The sequence below is a fragment of the Cupriavidus sp. UYPR2.512 genome (genome assembly GCF_000379565.1).
Lineage (GTDB): Bacteria > Pseudomonadota > Gammaproteobacteria > Burkholderiales > Burkholderiaceae > Cupriavidus.
The window spans coordinates 39,431-59,716 of record NZ_KB902998.1; the positions used below are offsets into that span (position 1 = coordinate 39,431).

A 20,286-nucleotide genomic window follows, 5' to 3' on the forward strand; every position below is an offset into this window, starting at 1 on the left:
CGCGCACCAGCACCGATAGGCGCCGCTCGTCCAGTCGCTGCTGCAGGACCGCCACCTGCTATGCGTGCTGCCACGCCAGATGATGGCCGGCCGCCTGGCCGCCAGCGGCCTGGTGCCGCTGCCCATCGAAGACAAGCTGCCCAGCCACACGGTCAGCCTGATCTACCGCGCGGACTCGCCGATGACGCCGGTGGCCGCGCAGTTCGCCACCCTGCTGCGGCGCGAAGTCCACTATCTGTCCAACATGGCCGACAGTCCGCTGCGCCGCCTGCGCTGAGCCCGAGCGCGATCCGGTGACACTGGCGCTGCGCGAGGCGCGCGAGGCTGGCCTGATCATGCAGCGCTTGCAGATTGCGGCACGCCTTGCCACCGCCAGCCAGTGTCCGCTGATCGGCCTGCTGGCCGGGCGCGTGCCAGACCCCAACCAGTCGACCTCCTCCTATATCGATGTCGGAACCTCACCGACAGCGAGCGTGCGGACCAGCTACTAGTATGCATTCAGCAACCAGCACGCCCCCACGAATCCTGGTGCCGCAAGCGGCATCCTGGCCGCGGCTGCGCGCTGCATGGACCGGGATCGCAAGAACAGGAGGAGCGTCATGGACCGCCGCCAGTTTCTCAAGTGGGGAAGTTTCCTGACCGTCACCGTTGCCACCGGCGGGCTGAGCGCCTGCGGCGGCGGCGATGCCGAGCCGGAACCCGACACCGGCAATCCGGAAAACTTCAATTTCGTCCATGGCGTCGCCTCGGGCGACCCCAAGCCCGACAGCGTGGTGGTGTGGACCCGCGTGGAAGGCAGCAACGGCAAACGCCCGGTGGTGGTGCGGCTGCAGGTGTCGACCGATCCCGATTTCCCGCCGCCGACCCTGCTGGTCAACCAGCCGCTGATGGCCCTGCCGGACTGGGACTACACCATCCGCAACAAGGTCACTGGCCTCACGGCCGGCACCCGTTACTACTACCGCTTCCTGCTGGGCAACCGGCCCAGCACCGCCGGGCGCACGCGCACCGCTGCCGCGCCCGGCACCCCCTTGTCGCAGCTGCGTTTCGCCTTTGTCAGCTGCCAGGACTGGAACGCCAACCACTGGGCTGGCATGGAAGAGCTGGTGCAGCAGGACCTGGATTTCATCGTCCATGTCGGCGACTACATCTACGAAGCCGTGCCGGGCGGCTCGCGCGCCGGCAATGTGGAGGACCGCCACGGCGTCCTGCAGCTGCCCAATGGCACCGCGCTGCCGGATGGCAGCGTCTACGCCACCACGCTCGACGACTACCGCTACCTGTACCGCAGCTATCGCACCGATGCGCGCCTGCAGGCACTGCATGCCGCGTTCCCGATGATTGCGATCTGGGACGACCATGAGTTCTCGGACAACTGCTGGCAGGACCGGCAGACCTATGACTCCGACGACGACCTGACGCCGCACACCGCGCGCCGGCGCGCCGCCAACCAGGCGTGGTTCGAGTTCATGCCGGCCGATGTCAGCCTGGACGTCAACAACCCGTCGTTCCAGAACATCCAGACCTATCGCTCGTTTACCTTCGGCAATCTCGCCACCCTGCTGATGACCGACGAGCGCCTGTACCGCGCCGACCACATCATCTCCGAGCAATCCACCGGCCGCGCGGTCGGCGCCCTGTACTTCGTCCCGGCCGCGACGCTGGCCGCGGCCGAGGCGCAGAAGATTGCCGCCGCCGGCAACGCGCTGACGCCCGTCTCGATGCTGGGCGATGCGCAGCGCGCGTGGTGGCAGGACCGCGTCGGCGCCGACGCCACCACGTGGAAGCTGTGGGGCAACCAGGTGTCGCTGCTGCGCATGCAGGTGGATGTGATCCAGGCGGTGGCGCGGCTGATCGCCAGGGCGCTGGTCCTGGCCAACAATGCCCTGTCCTCGCTGGAGACTGCCATTGCCAACGCGCTGGCCGACGACCTGCGCGCGGCCAAGACCGCCGGCACCTATGCCAACCTGGCCTATACGGCGCTGCGCAATGTACTGGCGCAGGTCGGCATCGACAGCGCCGCGTTCGACGCCAACATCAGGCCCCTGATCGAAAGCCGGCTGCCGGCCATTGCGCTGCTCGACCGCTTTATCCTCAATGCCGACCAGTGGGACGGGTACAACGCCGAGCGCAAGAACCTGATGGCGTTCCTGAAGACCAACGGCATCCGCAACGTGGTGGCGCTGAGCGGCGATATCCATGCCTTCTTCGGCGGGCAGGTGATGGATGACTACGATGCCGCAACGCCCGCACCGGTGATGGTGGACCTGGTCACAGCCGGCCTGTCGAGCAACTCCCTGCTCAGCTCATTCCGCGCCATCGTCGACAACGACCAGGCCTTCGCCGCGCTGCGCGAACTGGTCTACAGCAACGTGGGCGGCGCGGTGGTGAACACCTTCGATGCCACCTTGCGCGCCTTCAATCCGTGGCTGCGCCACACCGACACCAACACAGAGGGCTATGCGCTGGTCACGCTGACGCCGCAGAAGCTGAGCTGCACCTTCCATACGCTCAAGCTGCTTGCGGGCACCACGGCGCCAGACCAGCCGGCCACGGCGAGTACGCGGCTGCTGGAGGTAACGGCAGGCACGGCGGATGTGACCGTGACGTAGCCGGCGTGCCGGAGGATCAGTACCCGGCCTGCCGGTTCACCAGGTTCAGCAACGGCCGTCCGTCGCGCGCGCGCCGCAGGTTCTCGATGCACTGCTGCGCGACCAGCTGGTACGAGGGATCCGCCGCGATATGCGGCGTGGCCTCGATGCGGGGATGGTTCCAGACCGGATCGTCCGCCGCGGGCGGCTCCTTGGCAAAGACATCCAGCGCCGCGCCGGCGAGGTGGCCTGCGTCGATCAGTGCGATCAGGTCGGGCTCGACCACATGCTCGCCACGCCCGACGTTGATGAAGAACGCGCCCTTGGGCAGCCGCGACAGCGTCTGCCGGTTGAGCATGCCCTCGGTGCGCGGCGTCAGCGGCAGCGTGCAGACCAGGATGTCGCTTTGCGCCAGCATCGCGTCCAGCCCGTCGTCGCCGGTGAAGTCGGTCACGCCGGGCAGGTGCTTGGCGCCGCGGCTCCAGCCGCTGACCGGGTAGCCGATGGCGGCAAACATGCGCGCCACCTCGCTGCCGATCTCGCCCAGCCCCAGCACGCCCACGCGGCAGCGCGAGAGGTTGCGCCCCGGGTGGCGCTTCCATTCGCCGCGGCGCTGCTGCTCGGCGTACAGGCCGAGCGCGCGGGTATGGCGCAGCGCCATCGCCAGCACGTAGTGGGCGATGCCAGCCTGCTGGCCGGGATCGACGATGCGCGTGACCGGCATGCTGTCGGGCAGGTCCGGCGCGGCGAGCAGCTTGTCGACGCCCGCGGTGGCGGCGCAGACCAGGTGCAGCTGCGGGTAGGCCTGCAGCACGCCGGGCTTCAGGCCCCAGGCGATGATGGCCTCGACCTCTTCCGCGACGGCGGCCTCGCGGCCGTTCCACACGGTGATATCCGGCGCGGCTTCGCGCAGTGCGGCGGTAATGGGGACCGCCATGAACGACGGCAGGTGGACAAGAATGGCCATGGTCAGTTGCGGTAGTCAGGGTTGATGCGGTCGAGGCGGCGCAGCAGGCCCGGCCAGGCCAGGCCGGAGCCCTTGCCCTTGGTGGCCTGGCGCGCCTGCTGGCCCATGTTGGCGCTGGCGGCTTCGGGCACCATGGTCAGCGGCGTGCCGCCGCTTTGCGCCAGGATCTGGATGCGGCAGGCGGACTCCAGCGTGTACATGGTCAGGAAAGCATCGGATACCGTGCGCCCGCACGTCAGCAGGCCATGGTTGCGCAGGATCATCTGCTTGCAGCGGCCCAGGTCAGCCACCAGCCGCGCCTTCTCGTCCTCGCGCAGCGCCACGCCTTCATAGTCGTGATACGCCAGCCCGGTCAGGGCAAACATCGATTGCTGCGAGATCGGCAGCAGGCCCGCCTGCTGCGCCGAGACGGCGACGCCGTGCGAGGTATGCGTGTGCATCACGCAGCCGACTTCGGGGCGCGCCTCATGCACGGCGCTGTGGATGATGAAGCCGGCCGGGTTGACGTCATACGGCGTTTCCAGCACGGGCTGCCCTTCGTGGTCGACCTTGACCAGGCTGGATGCCGTGATCTCGTCGAACATCATCCCGTAAGGGTTGATCAGGAACTGGTCCGGCGCATCGGGCACGCGTGCCGAGATATGGGTGAAGATCAGGTCGTCCCAGCCGAAGTGGGCGACCAGGCGGTACGCGGCCGCCAGGTCCACGCGCATTTGCCATTCGGCGTCGGAAACGCGGTCCCTTACTGAGTCGACGAGCTGGATTTGCGCCATATGCGTACCTCCCGGGGGCATGTGAGTCATTGAATCGGTGCATTGTCCGGGCGTACCGCGTCAAAGTCTGTTAAGTATTGGACAATCTCGGCTCCAGCAGGAGAGCGATGTGAAGGGTGAAGTGAAGAGCGGATCGAGAGCGGTGGAACCGGTGCGCACGCTGCCGCGCAGCGTGCTGGCCAGCGGCTGGCTGCGCAATGCGCCGCCGGGCGTGCTCGATGCCGTGGCGAACGCCGCACGCCGCCTGCGTTTTGGCGACGGCGAGATGATCTTCGCGCGCGGCGATCCGCCCACCTACTTCTGCATGGTGCTGTCGGGGCGGGTGCGCATGAGCCGCGTCAGCACGAGCGGGCGCGAGTCGGTGTACTCGGTGATCGGGCGTGGCCGCTGGTTCGGCGAGATCTCGCTGCTGGACGGCAAGCCGCGCACGCACGATGCCTTCGCCGTCGGCAACACGGAACTGATGGTGCTGAGCCAGCGCGACTTCCACCGCATCCTGGCCGCGCATCCGGAGGGCATGCAGCTGATCGTGCAGCAGATCTGCGCACGCCTGCGCGTGGCGTTCGACCACGCGCAAAGCGCGGCGCAGGCACCTATTGATGCGCGCATGGCGGCACGCCTGCTGGAACTGGCCGACCGCACCGACCATGTCGTGCGCATCAGCGCGGAGGACCTTGGCGACATGGTCAACCGCTCGCGCCAGACCGTGGCCAAGTACCTGCAGGCGTGGGAGGACGCGGGCCTGATCCGCCGCGAGTACCGGCAGATCGAACTGCTGGACCCCGCGGCGCTCAAGCGATTGGCCCGGCGTTGACGGCCGCGCAAGGTTTGCAGGCCGCGCGCGCAATTAACCTGCCATGGCGCCGATGGCAAGGCTGGTTAACGACCGTTGCAAAATCGAACAGAATGTCAGGTGCCTCGGCGCTACAGTGACTATTCCCTTGCCTGTAGGCGTTCTAGGAGGTACACGAATGAAGCAACATCTGGCGAAATCCCTGGTCGTGGCTGGCGCGATGATCGCGTCCTATCCGCTGTTTGCCCAGCAGGCTCAGCCCCTGCAGCCGAGCCAGCCCATGCCAATGACGCAGCCGATGCAGCCGATGCAATCCACTCAGCCGGTGCAATCCGCCCAGCCCGTGCAAGCCATGCCGTCGGCAGCGCCGTCGGCCCAGGTGGCACCCGCGGCGGGCGGCAGCTATGCCCAGGCGCCCGTACAGGCGGCCCAGCCGGGCATGGCGCCGGCAGCCGCCGACCCGACCATGGCAAGCAGCCCCGCCTCGGCAGTGGACCCCGCCAGCATGAGCCTGGCCCCCGATGCGCTCGGCTCGCGCCTGGGCCAGCGCAGCGCGTTCCTCGACGGGGCCTGAGCGCCCTCAGGCGCAGGCCCGCATCGCGCGGGCCGCGCCACACTCACCTCGCTTCCCAGGCGCGCGCCGCTTCAGGTCTCCACGGCCGCCTCCCCCTGCTGCTGCAGCCACTCCAGGAACGCGCGCAGATGCAGCGGCTTGTCGGCATCGCGCGGCACCAGCGCATGATAGGTATTGCCCGGTGCGCGGATGGCAGCAAACGGCGTCGCAATGCGCCCGCCCGCGCGGTCCGTTTCCAGTGTCGGGAAGGTGCCGATGGCAAAGCCAAGGCTGTCCGCCACCGCCTGCAGCGTGACAAAGAAATGGTCGAAGCGCAGCGTCCGCACGGGCAGCAACGAGGCATGTCCCGCCTGCTGCAGCCATGATTCCCAACTGCCTGGCCGGGTTTCCGTATAGAGGAAGACGCCCTTCACGGCTGACCGCGCTATGGGTCAGGTGCAACCAGATACGCCGTTCCTGGCCGCCGACAACTCCGGCGCGCGGCGGCAGTCCGGCCTCATACAAGATGCCGGCCAGCAGGCAGGCTGATTGCGGCGCTGTTCGCGGTCGCGCCAGACGAGCACCAGCCCGTCATCCGCCCCAACCTGCCTGCACCAGCGTAGCCACGCCCACGCCGACCAGGACGGCCCCGGTAATCCGTACCGCAAGCCTGGTCACGCGCGCACCCGCCGGCATCCATCGTTCGAGCGTCATCGCCAACGTCACCGCTGCCATCACGCGCAGGTCCATCACGCCCATGGCCAGCCATGCCGCGGTCAGGCCCGCACAGCACCGGATGCAGTGCAGGCCCAGCCGCAGGCCATGGCGCCACGCCGAGCCGGCATCCGCCGGCAGTGCGCGTGTGCGGCCCGCTGCGTTGGTGCAGCAGGCAAGCTGCCGTGCTTTCCACGCGGTGAACTGCAGCACGCCTGCCATCACCAAGACCACCGCAGCAGCGAGCGGAGCCGCGCGCGCCAGGCCCTGCGCCTGCATGGCGATGGCTGCCAGCGCAGCGCCAACCGGGAAAACCGCGAGGCCCACCATGCCCCACACGAAGAAGTAGCCGGCGCCCGCCAATACCGTCGACATGCCCGGGCGGACCTGTCCTGCCGCCACCAGCGCCTGGCGGTAGCGCCACAGCATCGGTGCCAGCGAGGGCAGCATCATCGGCACCGTCATGGCGATCCACATGCCGAGGAAGGCCATTGCCGTGCGGGCCCAGGTCTGGCCGCACATCCGCATCCACGCCATCGACATGGTCCACCCGCCGGGCATCGGCATCGCGCCCATTGCGGGCATGGACGCATGCCAGGCGAGTGTCGCCGCCACGCCGGCGATGCAGAGCACGGCCAGGATGCCAAAGCAGGCAAGGCGCGGGCCGGCGCTGCGTGAGCGCGCCGGCCTGTGCGCGGCTGGTACGTGGGACACGGCCTGCCTCAGCCCTGCTCGTACTCATCGTGCCGGCGCCACCAGACCCCGGCCTCGTTGCGTCCGCGCGGTGCTCGGTCCAGCCACTGGTACATGCCCCACAGGCCATCCAGCCCGCGCGCATAGGTGGAATAGGTGTGGTACACAACGCCATCTTCCAGTGCGAAGGCGCTCATGCCGGGCCGGTCGCGCTGGTATGTCGCGGCATCGGTGCCGCACATGGCGGCAAACCTGGCCTCGGCCGCTGCCCCGCCCGCCTCCAGCTCCGGGCGCCAGGCGAATGCCGCCTCGCGCCGGTAGTTGTAGTCGATATCGCCCTGGCGTTGTTGTGCTTCGCTGAACCAGACGTTGAAGTCCGTGTTGAAGTCGCTGCCCTGCGACGACGCCCACGGGAACGTCCAGCCCATGCGCCGCTGGTATGCCTGCAATTTCGCCAACGGTGCCCGCGACACCGCGGCCAGCGTGACGTCGTGATGCGCCAGGTGAACAGCGAAGCCGTCAAACCCGTCCGCAATCGCGGAGCAGGACGGGCAACCTGCCTGGTAGTCCGGGCCGAACATGAAGTGGTAGACCAGCAGTTGCGAACGCCCCTGGAACAGGTCTGCCAGCGAGGCGCTGCCCGCCGCGGTCTCGAACCGGTAGGGCTTGTCGACTCGGACCCACGGCAACGCCTGGCGCTGCCGTGCCAGTTCATCGCTGCGTCGGGTGAGATCCTTCTCGGCCTCGAGCAGTTCACGCCGCGCGGCCAGCCAAGCTTCACGGGTTCCGGTGCTGTGTGTGGTCATCGTGCATCCCTCCGTTGGTTGGTGTTCGTGTGCTAGATTAGGCGCCGGCTTCCAACGGTGGGAGTGACAAGTGTGGCGGGATTTCTGGCGGGATTCGGATGGACTCACGCATTGCCGCCGCGGCGCTCGCGCTCGCCGCGGGTGATCCGCTTGGCGCGCTGAACCGAGTTGCCCTGCGCGACGATCCGCCGGCGCTGGCGTTGCGCGGCATCGCCATGGCGCAGCTTGGCGACTTCATCCGGGCCCGGGCACTGTTGCGCAGCGCGGCGCGCGCCTTCGGTCCGCGCGAAGCCGTAGCGCGCGCCAGGTGCGTGGTGGCCGAAACGGAGATCGCCTTGGTCTCGCGCGAGCTGGGCTGGCCGGCAAAGACGCTGGACAGCGCGCGCGCCACCCTTGAAGCGCACGGCGACTGGGTCAACGCCGCCCATGCGCGGTATCTCGCGATCCGGCGGCTGCTGCTGATCGGCCGCATCGACGACGCCGAGCAGGCGCTTGCCGGGCTCGACCCCACGCCCTTCCCGCCCGCGTTGCGCACAGCCCATGCCCTGATCGTGGCGGGCATCGCGATAAGGCGCGTGCAGACCAGGCGGGCGCGCACCGCGCTGGCACAGGCCGCGCGCGCGGCGCAACGCGCCGGCATCCCATCCTTGAGCGCCGAGGTTGAAAGCGCAGCCCTGGCGCTGCACAGCCCGGCGGCGCGCCGCATCGCGCGCGGCGAGGAGCGGCCCCTGCTGCTCGAGGAAGTCGAAGCGCTGCTGGCATCGAAAGCGTTGGTCGTGGATGCGTGCCGCTATGCCGTGCGCTGCGCGGGCACCGCGGTCCCGCTCGCCAGGCGACCGGTGTTGTTCACGCTGGCGCGCGCGCTGGCCGAGGCCTGGCCCGCCGACGTGCCCCGGGACACGCTGATCGCGCACGCCTTCCGCACCAGGCACGCCGATGCTTCGCACCGCGCGCGGCTGCGTGTCGAGATCGGGCGGCTGCGCGCGGTGCTTGGCGCATTTGCCGGCGTCACGGCAACCGCGCGCGGCTTCGCGCTGGTGCCGCACAGCGCGCGCGAGGTGGTGGTGCTGGCGCGGCCGGTGGAAGAGAAGCACGCGGCGGTGCTCGCCTTGCTGGCCGATGGCGAGGCATGGTCCAGCTCTGCCCTCGCGCTGGCGCTGGCTGCCAGCCAGCGCTCGGTGCAACGGGCACTTGAAACGCTGGCCGCCGCGGGCAAGATCCAGTCCCTTGGCCACGGGCGCGCGCGCCGCTGGATGACGCCGCCGGGGCCGGGATTCACGACGACCTTGTTACTCCCCTCGCCGCTGCCGATTGACTAGCATGTAGCCATCCCCAAGCCACCAGGATGACAGCATGAAACGATCACAAGCCGAAGTGCTTCGCGAGTATGGTCCCTTCCCGGGGATCGAGAACGTCCACGGTGTCAGCTATGACGGCCAGCGGGTCTGGTTTGCCAGCGGAGACAAGCTCAACGCCCTGGACCCGGTCACCGGCAGGACACTGCGCTCGCTCGATGTCGCCGCCCATGCCGGAACGGCTTTTGACGGCCAGCACCTGTACCAGATTGCCGAGGACCGCATCCAGAAGATCGATCCGCAAAGCGGCCGCGTGCTGGCCACGATCCCCGCGCCGGGCGGCGGCGGCGACTCGGGGCTTGCCTGGGCCGAAGGCACGCTGTGGGTGGGCCAGTACCGGGAGCGGAAGATCCACCAGGTCGATCCGCAGACGGGGGCGATCCTGCGCACCATCACGTCCGACCGCTTTGTCACTGGCGTCACCTGGGTCGATGCCGAGCTCTGGCACGGCACCTGGGAAGGCGACCAGAGCGAGCTGCGGCATATCGACCCGCAATCGGGCGCGGTGCTGGAATCGGTCACCATGCCGGCCGGCGCGGGCGTGTCGGGGCTGGAGTCCGACGGCGGCGACCAGTTCTTCTGCGGCGGCGGCAACAGCGGCAAGATCCGCGCGGTACGCCGGCCCAGGCCAGCCGGCAAGCGCCCCGCCGACGCCGCGGGCAAGTAGCCGGCATTCACGCTGAGCGGGCAGCTTTCACTATTCCTTACAGACAAAGGCGCTGCCACCATCTATTCTCCTGTCGCAAACGGAATCCCCCACAACAAGGAGAATGCGATGAAATCCGCTCTGGCCCTTCTGGTCGCCTGCAGCGCACTGCTGGGAGGCTGCGTGGTAGCCCCTTATGACGACTACGGCAGCGGCCCCCAGGGCTGCCCGCCGGGGCAGGCAAAGAAAGGCAACTGCCGCGTCGACCCATACGGCAACGAGTCCTTCTGCCCGCCGGGCCAGGCCAAGAAAGGCCGCTGCTGAGCCAGCGCCGGCCCCGCACTGACCGGCCGGCCCCCGCTGGCGCCACCTGGCGCCAGCCGGTGTTGCACGGGCCGGCCTGACGGACGGAGAATGGCGGAATGCGGGCATCTTGTCCGCAGGAGAGCGCCATGCAATCCCGCACGCCATCCCGGTATATCGGCAAACTGTGCGTTGCCGCCGTCGTGCTCGCCTCGCTCGGGGCCTGTGCGACATTGCAGCCGGAACAGACCGGCAAGAAAATGATCGGCAGCCCGGAAAGTGCCGTACGCAGTACATTCGGTTCTCCCACCGAGACCTACCGCCTCGCCGACGGCACCACCCGCTGGATCTGGTCGCGCCAGCCCCTCGGCCATGAGGTCTATGCCGCTGATTTCGATGCCGGCGGCAAGCTCACGGACTATCGCCAGATGCTGACCGAGACGGAGATCTACCGCGCCCAGGTCGGGACCTGGACCAAGAAGGACGTGCAGGAGCGCTTTGGCCAGCCGCGCGAGCCCATCCAGTACTACGCCCTGATGAAACGTGAAGCCTGGTCCTGGCGCATGTACAAGGATGGCTTGCAGACCGCGCATTTCAGCTGTTACTTCGATGACGCCGGCGTGCTGCGCCAGACCATGATCATCGTCGACCCGCTCGGCGGCGACTCGCGCCACTCGCGCTGAAGCGAGGCCAGTGAGGCCGCCGGTGCCATTGCCGGCAGCAGGGGCTCCCCGGCCCACGGGCCTTTTTGCGCGCAGAATGGTGGCGATGCGGCAACCGCCGCCCACCCTCCATGCGGAAAACGAATCGTGACCACTGCGATCCTGCTCGAGAACATCCACCAGAGCGCCAACGCCCGGCTGGCTGAAGCCGGCCTGCAGGTCGAGCGCCGCACGGGCGCCCTGGCCGGTGCCGAACTGCGCCAGGTGCTGGCCAGCCACGACGTGGTCGGCATCCGCTCTGCCACCCACCTGCGCGCCGACGACATCCGCAGCGCGCCCGGGCTGATCTCGGTTGGCTGCTTCTGCATCGGCACCTCGCAGGTGGACCTGGATGCCGCCACCACCGCCGGCATTCCGGTGTTCAACGCGCCCTTCTCCAACACCCGCTCGGTGGCCGAGCTGGTGGTGTCCGAAGCGGTGATGCTGCTGCGCCGGATTCCGGAGAAGAACACCCTGGCACACGCCGGTAAATGGGCCAAGGGCGCAGCCGGCGCATTCGAGGCGCGCGGCAAGACCATTGCCATCGTCGGCTACGGCAATATCGGCTCGCAGGTGGGCGTGCTGGCCGAATCGATGGGCATGCGCGTGGTCTACTACGACGTGCTGGCACGGCTCTCGCACGGCTCCGCGCGCGCCATGGGCTCGCTGGAAGAAGCGGTGTCGCAGGCCGAAGTGGTGACCCTGCATGTGCCAGCCACGCCGCGCACGCGCCATATGATCGATGCGCGCATTCTGGCCGCCTGCAAGCCGGGCGCGATCCTGATCAATGCCTCGCGCGGCAGCGTGGTGGACATCGCCGCACTGGCCACGGCGCTGCGCGAGAAGCGCCTGGGCGGTGCCGCCATCGACGTGTTCCCGGAGGAGCCGAAGACCAACAACGACCCCTTCGTCAGCGAACTGCAGAACCTGCCCAACGTACTGCTGACCCCGCACGTGGGCGGCAGCACCGAAGAGGCGCAGGAGAATATCGGCACCGAAGTGGCGGCCAAGCTGGCGCACTTCCTGGCCACCGGCGGCACCATCGGCGCCGTCAACTTCCCCGAAGTGGATCCCGGCCCGCTGCACGCGCCCGCGCGGCTGCTCAACGTGCACGGCAACGCGCCGGGCGCCCTGGCGGCACTGAACACATTGCTGGCGCAGGAGGGCGTGAATATCACCGGCCAGCACCTGCAGACGCGCGGCCACACCGGCTATGTGGTCACCGACCTCGACCGCGTGCCGTCAGACCAGTTGATGCAGGCGCTGCGCACCCATGCAGGCTTTGCCCGGTCGAGGCTGATCCTGCGGTAGGACAGCGGCCTCCCCAAGGTCAATTGTCATAAGAGTGTCACAACCCTTAAGAATGTTCTGAGCCCGTCGCTATGATGAATGTGGCCCACGCGCGGACCGTGGGCCTGCACTGTGCGGGTTCTCAGTGGCGGCCTGCCTCGGCGCCACACTGACAATAAGAGAGGGTAGTCATGAAAACGGTCGAACTCAGCAGGAAGCCCGCCGGCGTTGCCGGCCGGCTGGTCGCAGCAGGTCTCCTGGCAGCAGCGGGGGCCGGCCCCGCTGCCGCGCATACCGGCACCATTACTTTCCTTGGGGGAATCTCGTACCCGTCATGCGGCTTCAGCCCGTTCGCCGGACGGCTGCAGGCGAGCTGCCAGCAGCCGTCGGGACGGATTGTCTCGGCCCCGCTCGCGATGCCGCCCGCCCGGATGCCCGGGCCAGTCCGCATTGGCGTGGCAAAGCTGGACGTCGAGCCAGCCCATACCCGACAACGCAGCACGCCGGATGCGTATGTGGTGGTAGTGACCTATCAGTAAACGCAAACGACGGACGCGGCAGGCAGGCCTTGCCTGCCAGGCTTCTTTCGCACATTCCTGGAAGAAGGCGAACGCGTGGCCGCGCTGTTGCATGACTGGGCAGGCCCCAACCTGCCACTGGCCACGGCACTAGGCGTGGCCGAGCCCATTGTCGCCGGCCTGATCGCGCGGCTGACGGGATCCGGCACGACTGCGCCGGCTGCAGCGCTGCCTCGCCACCCGGATCCGCTAACCGGGCGCGAACTGGAAGAGCTGCCCATGCTGTCGGCCGGATATCGCAATCGGGTGATCGCCCGGAGGCTCTTCCTGTCCGAGCTGACCGTGAAGTCGCATCTGCCCCGCATCCAATGCCAAGCTGGGCGCGCAAAGCCACACTGAAGCCGTTGCATTGGGCCGCGCACGCGGGCTGATTCCGTGAGCGGCAACCGGCGCCCCCCCGACGTCGCCATCGACGGCACGATTGCGCCGTAGTGGCTCAGGCGGGCAGCGTCGCCCTCAGGTTGGCCAGCATGTCCGCCACCATCTCCTTCAGGCCGTACTCCGCCTTCCAGCCCCAGTCCGCGCGCGCAACCGAATCGTCGATCGAATCCGGCCAACCCTGTGCAATCGCCTGGCGATAGTCGGGTTCATAGCGGATCTGGAAGCCTGGCACCTGCTCGCGGATGGCCGCGGCGATCTGCGCGGGCGTGAAGCTCATGCCGGCGATGTTGTAGCTGCCGCGCTCGCCGAGCTGGTCCGCCGGCGCTTCCATCAGTTCGATGGTGGCGCGGATGGCATCGGGCATATACATCATCGGCAGGGCCTCGTCTTCCTTCAGGAAGCAGGTATAGGGTTCGCCCTTCACCGCCGCATGGAAAATGTCGACCGCATAGTCGGTGGTGCCGCCGCCGGGCGGGGTCTTGTGCGAGATCAGGCCCGGATAGCGCACGCTGCGCACATCCACGCCGTGGTTGGCGTGATACCAGCGGCACCAGCCCTCGCCCGCCTGCTTGGAGATGCCGTAGACGGTAGTGGGTTCCATCACGGTCTTCTGCGGCGTCTGTTCGGCAGGCGTGGTCGGGCCGAAGGCTGCAATCGAGCTTGGCCAGAACACCCGCTCCAGCCCGGTCTGCCGCGCCAGTTCCAGCACATTGAGCAGGCTGGTCATATTGAGGTTCCAGGCCCACTGCGGCGCCTTTTCGCCGGTGGCGGACAGCGCGGCGGCCAGCAGGTAGACCTGGGTGATGCCATGGCGCTCGACCACGGTGGCCAGCTCGCCCCGGTCGGTGGCGTTGAGCATCTCGTGCGTCAGGTGCACGTGTCGGCCGGTGGGCACCACGTCGGAGGTGATCACGTTGGTGCGCCCATAGCGCTCGGCCAGCGCCAGTGCCAGTTCAGACCCGATCTGGCCGTTGGCGCCGACGATCAGGATCTTCGGTTTGCCATCTTCCATCAGATCAGCCCCAGTTCGCGGCCAGCCTGGCCAAAGGCGTCCAGCGCCGCCTGCAGCGCGGCTTCGTCATGCAGCGCGCTCATCTGCACGCGGATGCGCGCCTGGCCCTTGGGCACCACCGGGTAGAAGAAGCCGACCACGTACACGCCCAGCTCCAGCAGGCGCTGCGCGAGCTGCTGCGCCTTGTCGGCGTCATAGACCATGATCGGGATGATGGGGTGGTCGCCCGCCTTGACGTCGAAGCCCAGCTGGTCCAGTCCCGCGCGGAAGAACCTGGTATTGCCCTCCAGCCGGTCACGCAGTTCGGTGCTGGCTTCCAGGATATCGAGCACCGCGATCGACGCGCCCACGATGGCCGGCGCCACCGTATTGGAGAACAGGTAGGGCCGCGAGCGCTGGCGCAGCAGCGCCACGACTTCCTGGCGCGCACTGGTGAAGCCGCCGGAGGCGCCGCCCAGCGCCTTGCCCAGCGTGCCGGTGATGATGTCGATCTTGCCGAACACGCCGCGCGCCTCATGCGTGCCGCGCCCGCGCTGTCCCATGAAGCCGGTGGCATGGCATTCGTCGATGCCCAGCAGCGCGCCATACTCGTCGCAGATCGCGCGCATCTCGTCGAGCCGCGCCACGGTGCCGTCCATTGAGAACACGCCGTCGGAAAACACCAGCGTGTAGCGCGCGCCGTCGGCCCGCGCCTGCTCCAGCTGCACGCGCAGGTCGCCCATGTCGTTGTGCTGGTAGCGGTAGCGGCGCGCCTTGGACAGGCGGATGCCGTCGATGATCGAGGCATGGTTGAGCGCATCGCTGATGACCGCGTCTTCCGCGCCCAGCAGCGTTTCGAACAAACCGCCATTGGCATCGAAGGCCGAACCGTAGAGGATGGTGTCCTCGGTGCCGAGGAAGTTCGACAGCCGCCCCTCCAGCGTCTTGTGCAGGTCCTGCGTGCCGCAGATGAAGCGCACCGAGCTGAGCCCGTAGCCATGCGTGCGCAAGGCCTCGTGCGCGGCCTCGATCACCCGCGGGTGCGACGACAGGCCCAGGTAGTTGTTGGCGCACAGGTTGATGACCTCGCGGCCGTCGGTGGTGCGCACCCGCGCGCCTTGCGGCGTGGCAATCACGCGCTCATGCTTGAACAGCCCCGCCTCGCGGATGCTTTCGAGTTCAGTGCGGATGGATGCATAGAATGCCTCGGCATTCGACATGGCTTGGCTCCCGGTGGTGGCGGTGTGCTAGGCGGGCGTGCTAGCATTGATCGATAAATCGAACACGTTCTGTATATCGAACGTTATGCGCAATATAACGAACATCCTCCCATGACGCAAGCCCTTGCCCAGATGCCGCAGGCCGACGGGCCGCCCGCCGTCGGCATGGCGCTGCAGGCGCTGCGCCAGCAGCAGCGCCTGTCGCTCGATGAACTGTCGCGCCGCGCCGGCGTGTCCAAGTCGATGCTGTCGCAAATCGAACGCAACCTGGCCAATCCCACTGTGGCGGTGCTGTGGCGCCTGGCCAATGCGCTGGGCGTCAGCCTGACGGATTTCCTGGCCGGCGGCGCGGCAGAGCGGCCCGGCGGCGGCATCACCGTGATCCAGCCACATGCGACGCCGTCGCTGAAAAGCCCCGATACCCGCTGCGACCTGCGCATCCTGGGCCCGATCGACCTGGCCGGGCGCTTCGAGTGGTATGAGCTGACCATCCAGGCCGGCGGCGTGCTGGCCTCCGAGCCGCACGAGGCCGGCACCCAGGAACACCTGTCGGTGCTGAGCGGATCGATGACGGTGCGCGCGGGCGCCGATGAGAAGAAGCTGAGGCACGGCGAGACCGCGCGCTATGCGGCCGATGTCGCACATGCGATCTCCAATGGCGGCAAGACCACTGCCACCGCACTACTGGTTGTAGTGCATCCGGGCTGACGCGCAAAGGCAGGCGGCTGCGTGCCGCCCGTTGCCGCTCAGCGTGCACCAGCGGCAACGAGGATCTGTTCGATCCGCGCATAGCCGCGCTGGCGCGCATGCTGCAGTGGCGAGACGCCGTCGCCGTCGGCCAGGTTCACGTCGGCACCTGCCTTGACCAGCAGGCGCACGATCTCGGTATGGGCCTGCCCGCCGTTGCCGAGGATGATGGCTTCGAGCAAGGCCGTCCACTTGAGCTTGTTGACGTGATTCACCGCCACGCCGGCCGCGATCAGCGTGCGCACGGTCTCGACATGGCCGCGCTCGGCGGCGGGAATCAGCGCGGTGCCGCCGTAGCGGTTGGTGCTGCGCAGGTCGGCGCCATGCGCCAGAGTCAGGCGCAGGATCTCGTTGTAGCCGCGCGCGCCGGCGTACAGGTAGGAGCTGTCATGGATGGCATCTTGCGCATTCACGTCGGCGCCGGCATCGATCAGGACCCTGGCCGCCTGCACGCGGTTGTGGTGCGTGGCCAGCAGCAGCGCCGTGCGTCCCTGCGCATCGCGGCCATCGATGCTGGCGCCCTGGCCAAGCAGTGCGGTGACCTGCGCAGCGTTGCCGCTGGCCGCGGCCTCGCGCAGCTGTTGTTCGGGCGGGCCGCTGGCGGCGGCTGTGGTGGGTGTCAACATGGCAATGGCCAGGGCAAGGCAGATGGACAGGCGCGCCGCCAGCATGTTCTTTCCTCCGTGCGGATGCGTCAGGTGTAAGGGGTATCGCGGTATCGATGCGGTCCGGCGCATTCTGTCATGCGGGCCACGCCGCGCGAAGTTAAGGATTCGAATGCGCGCCAGTGCCATCGCCAATAACCGGCGCTGCGCGCGCACGGCCCAAATACGCCCTATAACAACCCATGCCACCATGGCGCCGCACGCTGGCCTATATTCCCGAGGCCCGAACCATCGTCCGCCTGCACGGGCCAGGCCTCAACGGAGACAACGCGTGTCCTCGACAGAAGCCTATCTGCTTGATTCCATCCGCCTCGCCATGGAGAACGTGCGCGAACGCAATACCTGGCCCTTTGGCGCCGTGGTCGTCAGGGACGGCAAAGTGCTGGCCCGCGCGGTCAACGAGGTGGAGGCCAACTGCGACCCGAGCGCGCACGCCGAAATGCAGGCGGTGCGCGCCGCCAGCCGGGCGCTGGGCAAGCCGGACCTGAGCGGCTGCACGGTGTACGCCAGCGGCTACCCCTGTTCGATGTGCCTGTCGGCGATGTACCTGGCCGGCGTGAAGGCGGTCTACTACGCCTACTCCAATGAAGACGGCGAACCCTACGATCTGTCCGCGGAGCGCGGCTACATCGAGCTGGCCCGGCCGTTGGCGCAACGGGAGATGACGCTGGCCTACGTGCGGGCGCGCGACGAGGGCATCGACCTGTACGAGGCGTGGCGCGAGCAGCAGCGCCAATAAACGCCGCCATGCGGTGCAGCCGGTGCAAGGGGCGGGAGGCTGCCGCCCCGATTGCACGGCACCGGCATGGCCGGCCATCACATTGTCATCGTGACAGGCTGATAATGCATCACCATGACGGCGGGGCGACGCCCGGTCACATGTAACGGCGAGCCGTTGCACGGAACCGTGTGTTGCCGGCCTCGTCAAACGAATTAGTCGCCGGAGACAGGATACCGCGCCGCAGCATTTCACCGCGGCGCCACACCTGCACGTGGCATGTGCCGCATCGTCTCCAGGACTTTTTTACTTCTTCCCGCGCCGGCGCTGCTGCGCCGCGCAGACTCCCAGCAAACGCCCCCCTCTAGCCAAGGAGACGAACGTGCTGAGCCCGCATGAACTTGCCACGCTGCTATTGTTGAGCGATGGTCCGGATTCCCTCGATTCCAGCGATTCCCGCCAGATCGATCCCATCGACCTGAAGGCGCTGGTCGAAAAGCAACTCGTACAACTTGAGATCCTGCATGGCAGCCGGCAGGAGCCCCGCATCACCAGCCACGGCTACTCGATGCTCAAGGCGATGAGGCGCTGACGCCCCGAGGCCAGCCCGGCAGCACCACGCGCCCCTAAGCGCACCCGGAACACGACGGAGCCCACGATGACAGTGCGCCCGGCAATTGGCGCCGACAGCGCGGCGGACCCCGACGCTGCGCGCCGCCGCTTCCTGCATGAGCTGGGCGGCCTGCTTGCCGCAGCCGGCATCGCGCCTGGCGCGGCAACGGCAGCAGCCACTCCCGCCGCCTGCCTGCTGACGCCCGCCGCCACCGAAGGCCCCTTCTACCTTGACGACGCCCTGGTACGCGACGACATCCGCGATGACCGGCCCGGCCAACCCTTGCGGCTGCGCATCCGGGTGGTGGATGCCGGGCGCGGCTGCGCGCCGGTGCCGGGTGCCCTGGTCAGCATCTGGCATTGCGATGCCGACGGCAGCTACAGCGGCGAGGGCCGCGGCAACCGCCAGGCGCGCTTCCTGCGCGGCGTCCAGCCCACCAGCCGGGACGGCGTGGCCACGTTCATGTCGATCTATCCCGGCTGGTACGCGCCGCGCGCCATCCATATCCACTTCAAGGTGCTGCTCGGGCGGTCGGAAGCCCTGACCAGCCAGTTGTACTTCAGCGATACCCTGAACCGCGAGGTGCTGGGCAGCCACCCGGCCTACCGCGCGCGCGGCGTGCCGTCGCGCGCCACCGCGCAGGATCCGATCGCAGGTTCCCACCCGAACCAGATGCGCGTGCGCCAGGCCGCCGATGCAACGGGGCTGCTGGAGGCCGAGTTCACGGTCGGCATCGCCCGCACCTGAGCCGCCCAGTCCCCCGCGGCATCAGCCGAATTCGCCACAAAGTGCGCAGGCCCACACCGCGCGGGTAATCCCTAGATTGTGGTTCCCCGTCCCTTTCCTACCATGAAGGGAATCACGGGCCACCTGCACGCCCGCCCTGCCGCGCGGCCAGTGGCCCGGCATGCTCCAGATTTCCCGACTTTTCCGATGTTCGCGTCCGTGGCGAGTTGTCTCGGCCCCCGTGGCCGGCGCTCGTGGGTAGTCACACACACAGCAAATGGAGGCAGTCATGGCATCCAGGACAAGGAAAGCAGGCGCGGTCAAACCTGAAGCGCAAATCAAGCCAGGCGTTTCCCGGCGCGGCTTCCTTGGCGGGGCCGCCGGCGCGGCCGCGGGTGCCGCGGCAATGGGCTTCCCGGCCATCGTCAAGGCGCAAGGCCCGGTCACGATGCGCTGGCAGAGCACCTGGCCCACCAAGGACATCTTCCATGAGTTCGCCGGCGACTTCGTCGCCAAGGTGAACGATATGTCGGGTGGCGACCTGAAGATCGAGTTGCTGCCCGCGGGCGCTGTGGTCAAGGCCTTCGACCTGATCGACGCGGTCAGCAAGGGCACGCTGGACGGCGGCCATGGCGTGATCGCGTACTGGTACGGCAAGAACTCGGCGCTGGCGCTGTGGGGCTCGGGCCCGGCCTGGGGCATGGACCCGAACATGGTGCTGGCCTGGCACAAGTACGGCGGCGGCAAGGAGTTGCAGCAGGAGATCTACCGCAGCCTGAACCTGGACGTGGTGTCGTTCCTGTATGGCCCGATGCCGACCCAGCCGCTGGGATGGTTCAAGAAGCCCATCACCAAGCCGGAAGACTTCAAGGGCCTGAAGTTCCGCACGGTTGGCCTGTCGATCGACATCTTCACCGGCCTGGGTGCCGCGGTGAATGCGCTGCCGGGCGCGGAGATCGTGCCGGCGCTGGACCGCGGGCTGCTCGATGCGGCCGAGTTCAACAACGCCAGCTCGGACCGCGCGCTGGGCTTCCAGGACGTGTCCAAGATCTGCATGCTGCGCAGCTTCCACCAGCCCTCGGAGCAGTTCGAGATCCTGTTCAACAGGAAGCGCTATGACGCGCTGCCGGCCAGGCTCAAGGCGCTGATCGCCAACGCGGTGGAGGCTGCATCCGCGGATATGTCGATCAAGGCGATCGACCGCTATTCCAAGGACTACCAGGCGCTGCAGAAGCAAGGCGTGAAGTTCTACGCCACCCCCAACTCGGTGCTGCAGGCGCAGCTGAAGGTATGGGATGAGATCGTGGCGCGCAAGGAAAAAGAAAACCCGATGTTCAAGAAGGTCAATGATTCGATGAAGGCCTTCGCTGAGCGCACCACCCGCTGGCAGAACGACACCAACGTCGACTACCGGCTCGCATCCAGCCACTACTTCTCCAAGCGCAGCTAAGCCGCGCCGGGA

24 protein-coding genes and 1 pseudogene are annotated in these 20,286 nt (G+C 67.9%); 17 read left to right on the plus strand and 8 right to left on the minus strand.

Features of this window, described 5'->3' with window-relative positions; translation table 11 throughout:
• Positions 1-25: 25 nt before the first annotated feature.
• From A3A5_RS0116975 to A3A5_RS0116990, 3 genes and pseudogenes are all read left to right on the plus strand, one after another.
• Positions 26-277, plus strand: a pseudogene (locus A3A5_RS0116975) (LysR substrate-binding domain-containing protein); the annotation flags it as partial.
• Between the two features lie 16 nt (positions 278-293).
• On the plus strand, positions 294-491 hold the full coding sequence (locus A3A5_RS44865; protein WP_018311743.1) for a hypothetical protein: 198 nt from the start codon (positions 294-296) through the stop codon (positions 489-491).
• A gap of 108 nt (positions 492-599) precedes the next feature.
• Positions 600-2,612, plus strand: coding sequence for an alkaline phosphatase (locus A3A5_RS0116990; protein WP_018311745.1), 2,013 nt, complete (start codon positions 600-602; stop codon positions 2,610-2,612).
• Between the two features lie 16 nt (positions 2,613-2,628).
• On the opposite strand, the gene A3A5_RS0116995 is transcribed toward A3A5_RS0116990, so the two are convergent.
• Together A3A5_RS0116995 and A3A5_RS0117000 are read right to left on the minus strand one after the other, a co-directional pair.
• Positions 2,629-3,558 carry a glyoxylate/hydroxypyruvate reductase A gene (locus A3A5_RS0116995; RefSeq protein ID WP_018311746.1) on the minus strand — a complete coding sequence of 310 codons (930 nt, stop codon included), beginning with the start codon at positions 3,556-3,558 and terminating at the stop codon, positions 2,629-2,631.
• 2 nt (positions 3,559-3,560) lie between these two features.
• On the minus strand, positions 3,561-4,331 hold the full coding sequence (locus A3A5_RS0117000; protein WP_026200854.1) for a class II aldolase/adducin family protein: 771 nt from the start codon (positions 4,329-4,331) through the stop codon (positions 3,561-3,563).
• Positions 4,332-4,440: 109 nt separating this feature from the next.
• Between A3A5_RS0117000 and A3A5_RS0117005 the strand changes: the two genes are divergently transcribed.
• Complete coding sequence (locus A3A5_RS0117005; RefSeq protein ID WP_018311748.1) at positions 4,441-5,145, plus strand: Crp/Fnr family transcriptional regulator; 705 nt, start codon at positions 4,441-4,443, stop codon at positions 5,143-5,145.
• A 157-nt stretch (positions 5,146-5,302) separates the two neighbouring features.
• Positions 5,303-5,698: a hypothetical protein gene (locus A3A5_RS0117010; RefSeq protein WP_018311749.1), complete on the plus strand. Its 396-nt coding sequence runs from the start codon at positions 5,303-5,305 to the stop codon at positions 5,696-5,698.
• A 71-nt stretch (positions 5,699-5,769) separates the two neighbouring features.
• Here A3A5_RS0117010 and A3A5_RS0117015 read toward each other — a convergent pair whose 3' ends face one another.
• From A3A5_RS0117015 to A3A5_RS0117025, 3 genes are all read right to left on the minus strand, one after another.
• Entirely contained in the window at positions 5,770-6,111 is a 342-nt protein-coding gene (locus A3A5_RS0117015; protein WP_018311750.1) for a LysR substrate-binding domain-containing protein, read from the minus strand.
• 157 nt (positions 6,112-6,268) lie between these two features.
• Entirely contained in the window at positions 6,269-7,105 is an 837-nt protein-coding gene (locus A3A5_RS0117020) for a DUF2182 domain-containing protein (RefSeq protein ID WP_018311751.1), read from the minus strand.
• Positions 7,106-7,113: 8 nt separating this feature from the next.
• Positions 7,114-7,890, minus strand: a complete 777-nt coding sequence (locus A3A5_RS0117025; RefSeq protein ID WP_018311752.1) for a DUF899 domain-containing protein — start codon at positions 7,888-7,890, stop codon at positions 7,114-7,116.
• 98 nt (positions 7,891-7,988) lie between these two features.
• On the opposite strand from A3A5_RS0117025, the gene A3A5_RS0117030 reads away from it, so the two are divergent.
• From A3A5_RS0117030 to A3A5_RS38755, 7 genes are all read left to right on the plus strand, one after another.
• On the plus strand, positions 7,989-9,209 hold the full coding sequence (locus A3A5_RS0117030; protein ID WP_018311753.1) for a hypothetical protein: 1,221 nt from the start codon (positions 7,989-7,991) through the stop codon (positions 9,207-9,209).
• A gap of 34 nt (positions 9,210-9,243) precedes the next feature.
• Positions 9,244-9,912, plus strand: a complete 669-nt coding sequence (locus tag A3A5_RS0117035) for a hypothetical protein (protein ID WP_026200855.1) — start codon at positions 9,244-9,246, stop codon at positions 9,910-9,912.
• A gap of 108 nt (positions 9,913-10,020) precedes the next feature.
• A complete protein-coding gene (locus A3A5_RS0117040; RefSeq protein WP_018311755.1) occupies positions 10,021-10,215 on the plus strand; it encodes a hypothetical protein in 195 nt (64 codons plus the stop codon).
• A 128-nt stretch (positions 10,216-10,343) separates the two neighbouring features.
• Positions 10,344-10,877 (plus strand): hypothetical protein, encoded by a 534-nt coding sequence (locus tag A3A5_RS0117045; protein WP_018311756.1) that lies wholly within the window; start codon positions 10,344-10,346, stop codon positions 10,875-10,877.
• A 126-nt stretch (positions 10,878-11,003) separates the two neighbouring features.
• Positions 11,004-12,206, plus strand: coding sequence for a phosphoglycerate dehydrogenase (serA, locus tag A3A5_RS0117050; protein WP_018311757.1), 1,203 nt, complete (start codon positions 11,004-11,006; stop codon positions 12,204-12,206).
• Positions 12,207-12,376: 170 nt separating this feature from the next.
• Complete coding sequence (locus A3A5_RS0117055) at positions 12,377-12,724, plus strand: hypothetical protein (protein ID WP_018311758.1); 348 nt, start codon at positions 12,377-12,379, stop codon at positions 12,722-12,724.
• A 75-nt stretch (positions 12,725-12,799) separates the two neighbouring features.
• Positions 12,800-13,102, plus strand: a complete 303-nt coding sequence (locus A3A5_RS38755; protein ID WP_026200856.1) for a helix-turn-helix transcriptional regulator — start codon at positions 12,800-12,802, stop codon at positions 13,100-13,102.
• 97 nt (positions 13,103-13,199) lie between these two features.
• Here A3A5_RS38755 and A3A5_RS0117065 read toward each other — a convergent pair whose 3' ends face one another.
• The gene (locus tag A3A5_RS0117065; protein WP_018311759.1) at positions 13,200-14,156 is read right to left on the minus strand and encodes an L-threonine 3-dehydrogenase; all 957 of its coding nucleotides are present in this window, start codon (positions 14,154-14,156) and stop codon (positions 13,200-13,202) included.
• Entirely contained in the window at positions 14,156-15,355 is a 1,200-nt protein-coding gene (kbl, locus tag A3A5_RS0117070) for a glycine C-acetyltransferase (RefSeq protein WP_018311760.1), read from the minus strand. Before kbl ends, A3A5_RS0117065 begins: the two co-directional genes overlap by 1 nt.
• 111 nt (positions 15,356-15,466) lie before the next feature.
• Here kbl and A3A5_RS0117075 point away from each other — a divergent pair, with 111 nt between their 5' ends.
• On the plus strand, positions 15,467-16,063 hold the full coding sequence (locus A3A5_RS0117075) for a helix-turn-helix domain-containing protein (protein WP_018311761.1): 597 nt from the start codon (positions 15,467-15,469) through the stop codon (positions 16,061-16,063).
• Between the two features lie 38 nt (positions 16,064-16,101).
• On the opposite strand, the gene A3A5_RS0117080 is transcribed toward A3A5_RS0117075, so the two are convergent.
• Positions 16,102-16,773, minus strand: coding sequence for an ankyrin repeat domain-containing protein (locus tag A3A5_RS0117080; RefSeq protein WP_018311762.1), 672 nt, complete (start codon positions 16,771-16,773; stop codon positions 16,102-16,104).
• 265 nt (positions 16,774-17,038) lie between these two features.
• Here A3A5_RS0117080 and A3A5_RS0117085 point away from each other — a divergent pair, with 265 nt between their 5' ends.
• The 4 genes from A3A5_RS0117085 (at position 17,039) to A3A5_RS0117100 (ending at position 20,274) form a co-directional block, all read left to right on the plus strand.
• On the plus strand, positions 17,039-17,506 hold the full coding sequence (locus A3A5_RS0117085; protein ID WP_018311763.1) for a nucleoside deaminase: 468 nt from the start codon (positions 17,039-17,041) through the stop codon (positions 17,504-17,506).
• A gap of 361 nt (positions 17,507-17,867) precedes the next feature.
• Positions 17,868-18,077 carry a hypothetical protein gene (locus A3A5_RS0117090; protein ID WP_018311764.1) on the plus strand — a complete coding sequence of 70 codons (210 nt, stop codon included), beginning with the start codon at positions 17,868-17,870 and terminating at the stop codon, positions 18,075-18,077.
• 66 nt (positions 18,078-18,143) lie between these two features.
• The gene (locus A3A5_RS0117095; RefSeq protein ID WP_018311765.1) at positions 18,144-18,845 is read left to right on the plus strand and encodes an intradiol ring-cleavage dioxygenase; all 702 of its coding nucleotides are present in this window, start codon (positions 18,144-18,146) and stop codon (positions 18,843-18,845) included.
• A 385-nt stretch (positions 18,846-19,230) separates the two neighbouring features.
• Complete coding sequence (locus A3A5_RS0117100) at positions 19,231-20,274, plus strand: TRAP transporter substrate-binding protein (RefSeq protein WP_018311766.1); 1,044 nt, start codon at positions 19,231-19,233, stop codon at positions 20,272-20,274.
• The last annotated feature ends 12 nt before the right edge of the window (positions 20,275-20,286 follow it).

Coding starts and splice junctions, on each gene's coding strand:
- A3A5_RS0117025 (WP_018311752.1), bottom strand. CDS start 7,890: ATGACCACACACAGCACCGGAACCCGTGAAGCTTGGCTGGCCGCGCGG.
- A3A5_RS0117100 (WP_018311766.1), top strand. CDS start 19,231: ATGGGCTTCCCGGCCATCGTCAAGGCGCAAGGCCCGGTCACGATGCGC.
- A3A5_RS0117000 (WP_026200854.1), bottom strand. CDS start 4,331: ATGGCGCAAATCCAGCTCGTCGACTCAGTAAGGGACCGCGTTTCCGAC.
- A3A5_RS0117055 (WP_018311758.1), top strand. CDS start 12,377: ATGAAAACGGTCGAACTCAGCAGGAAGCCCGCCGGCGTTGCCGGCCGG.
- A3A5_RS0117030 (WP_018311753.1), top strand. CDS start 7,989: ATGGACTCACGCATTGCCGCCGCGGCGCTCGCGCTCGCCGCGGGTGAT.
- A3A5_RS0117095 (WP_018311765.1), top strand. CDS start 18,144: ATGACAGTGCGCCCGGCAATTGGCGCCGACAGCGCGGCGGACCCCGAC.
- A3A5_RS0116990 (WP_018311745.1), top strand. CDS start 600: ATGGACCGCCGCCAGTTTCTCAAGTGGGGAAGTTTCCTGACCGTCACC.
- A3A5_RS0117075 (WP_018311761.1), top strand. CDS start 15,467: ATGACGCAAGCCCTTGCCCAGATGCCGCAGGCCGACGGGCCGCCCGCC.
- A3A5_RS0116995 (WP_018311746.1), bottom strand. CDS start 3,558: ATGGCCATTCTTGTCCACCTGCCGTCGTTCATGGCGGTCCCCATTACC.
- A3A5_RS0117045 (WP_018311756.1), top strand. CDS start 10,344: ATGCAATCCCGCACGCCATCCCGGTATATCGGCAAACTGTGCGTTGCC.
- A3A5_RS0117080 (WP_018311762.1), bottom strand. CDS start 16,773: ATGCTGGCGGCGCGCCTGTCCATCTGCCTTGCCCTGGCCATTGCCATG.
- A3A5_RS0117010 (WP_018311749.1), top strand. CDS start 5,303: ATGAAGCAACATCTGGCGAAATCCCTGGTCGTGGCTGGCGCGATGATC.
- A3A5_RS0117040 (WP_018311755.1), top strand. CDS start 10,021: ATGAAATCCGCTCTGGCCCTTCTGGTCGCCTGCAGCGCACTGCTGGGA.
- kbl (WP_018311760.1), bottom strand. CDS start 15,355: ATGTCGAATGCCGAGGCATTCTATGCATCCATCCGCACTGAACTCGAA.
- A3A5_RS0117065 (WP_018311759.1), bottom strand. CDS start 14,156: ATGGAAGATGGCAAACCGAAGATCCTGATCGTCGGCGCCAACGGCCAG.
- A3A5_RS0117035 (WP_026200855.1), top strand. CDS start 9,244: ATGAAACGATCACAAGCCGAAGTGCTTCGCGAGTATGGTCCCTTCCCG.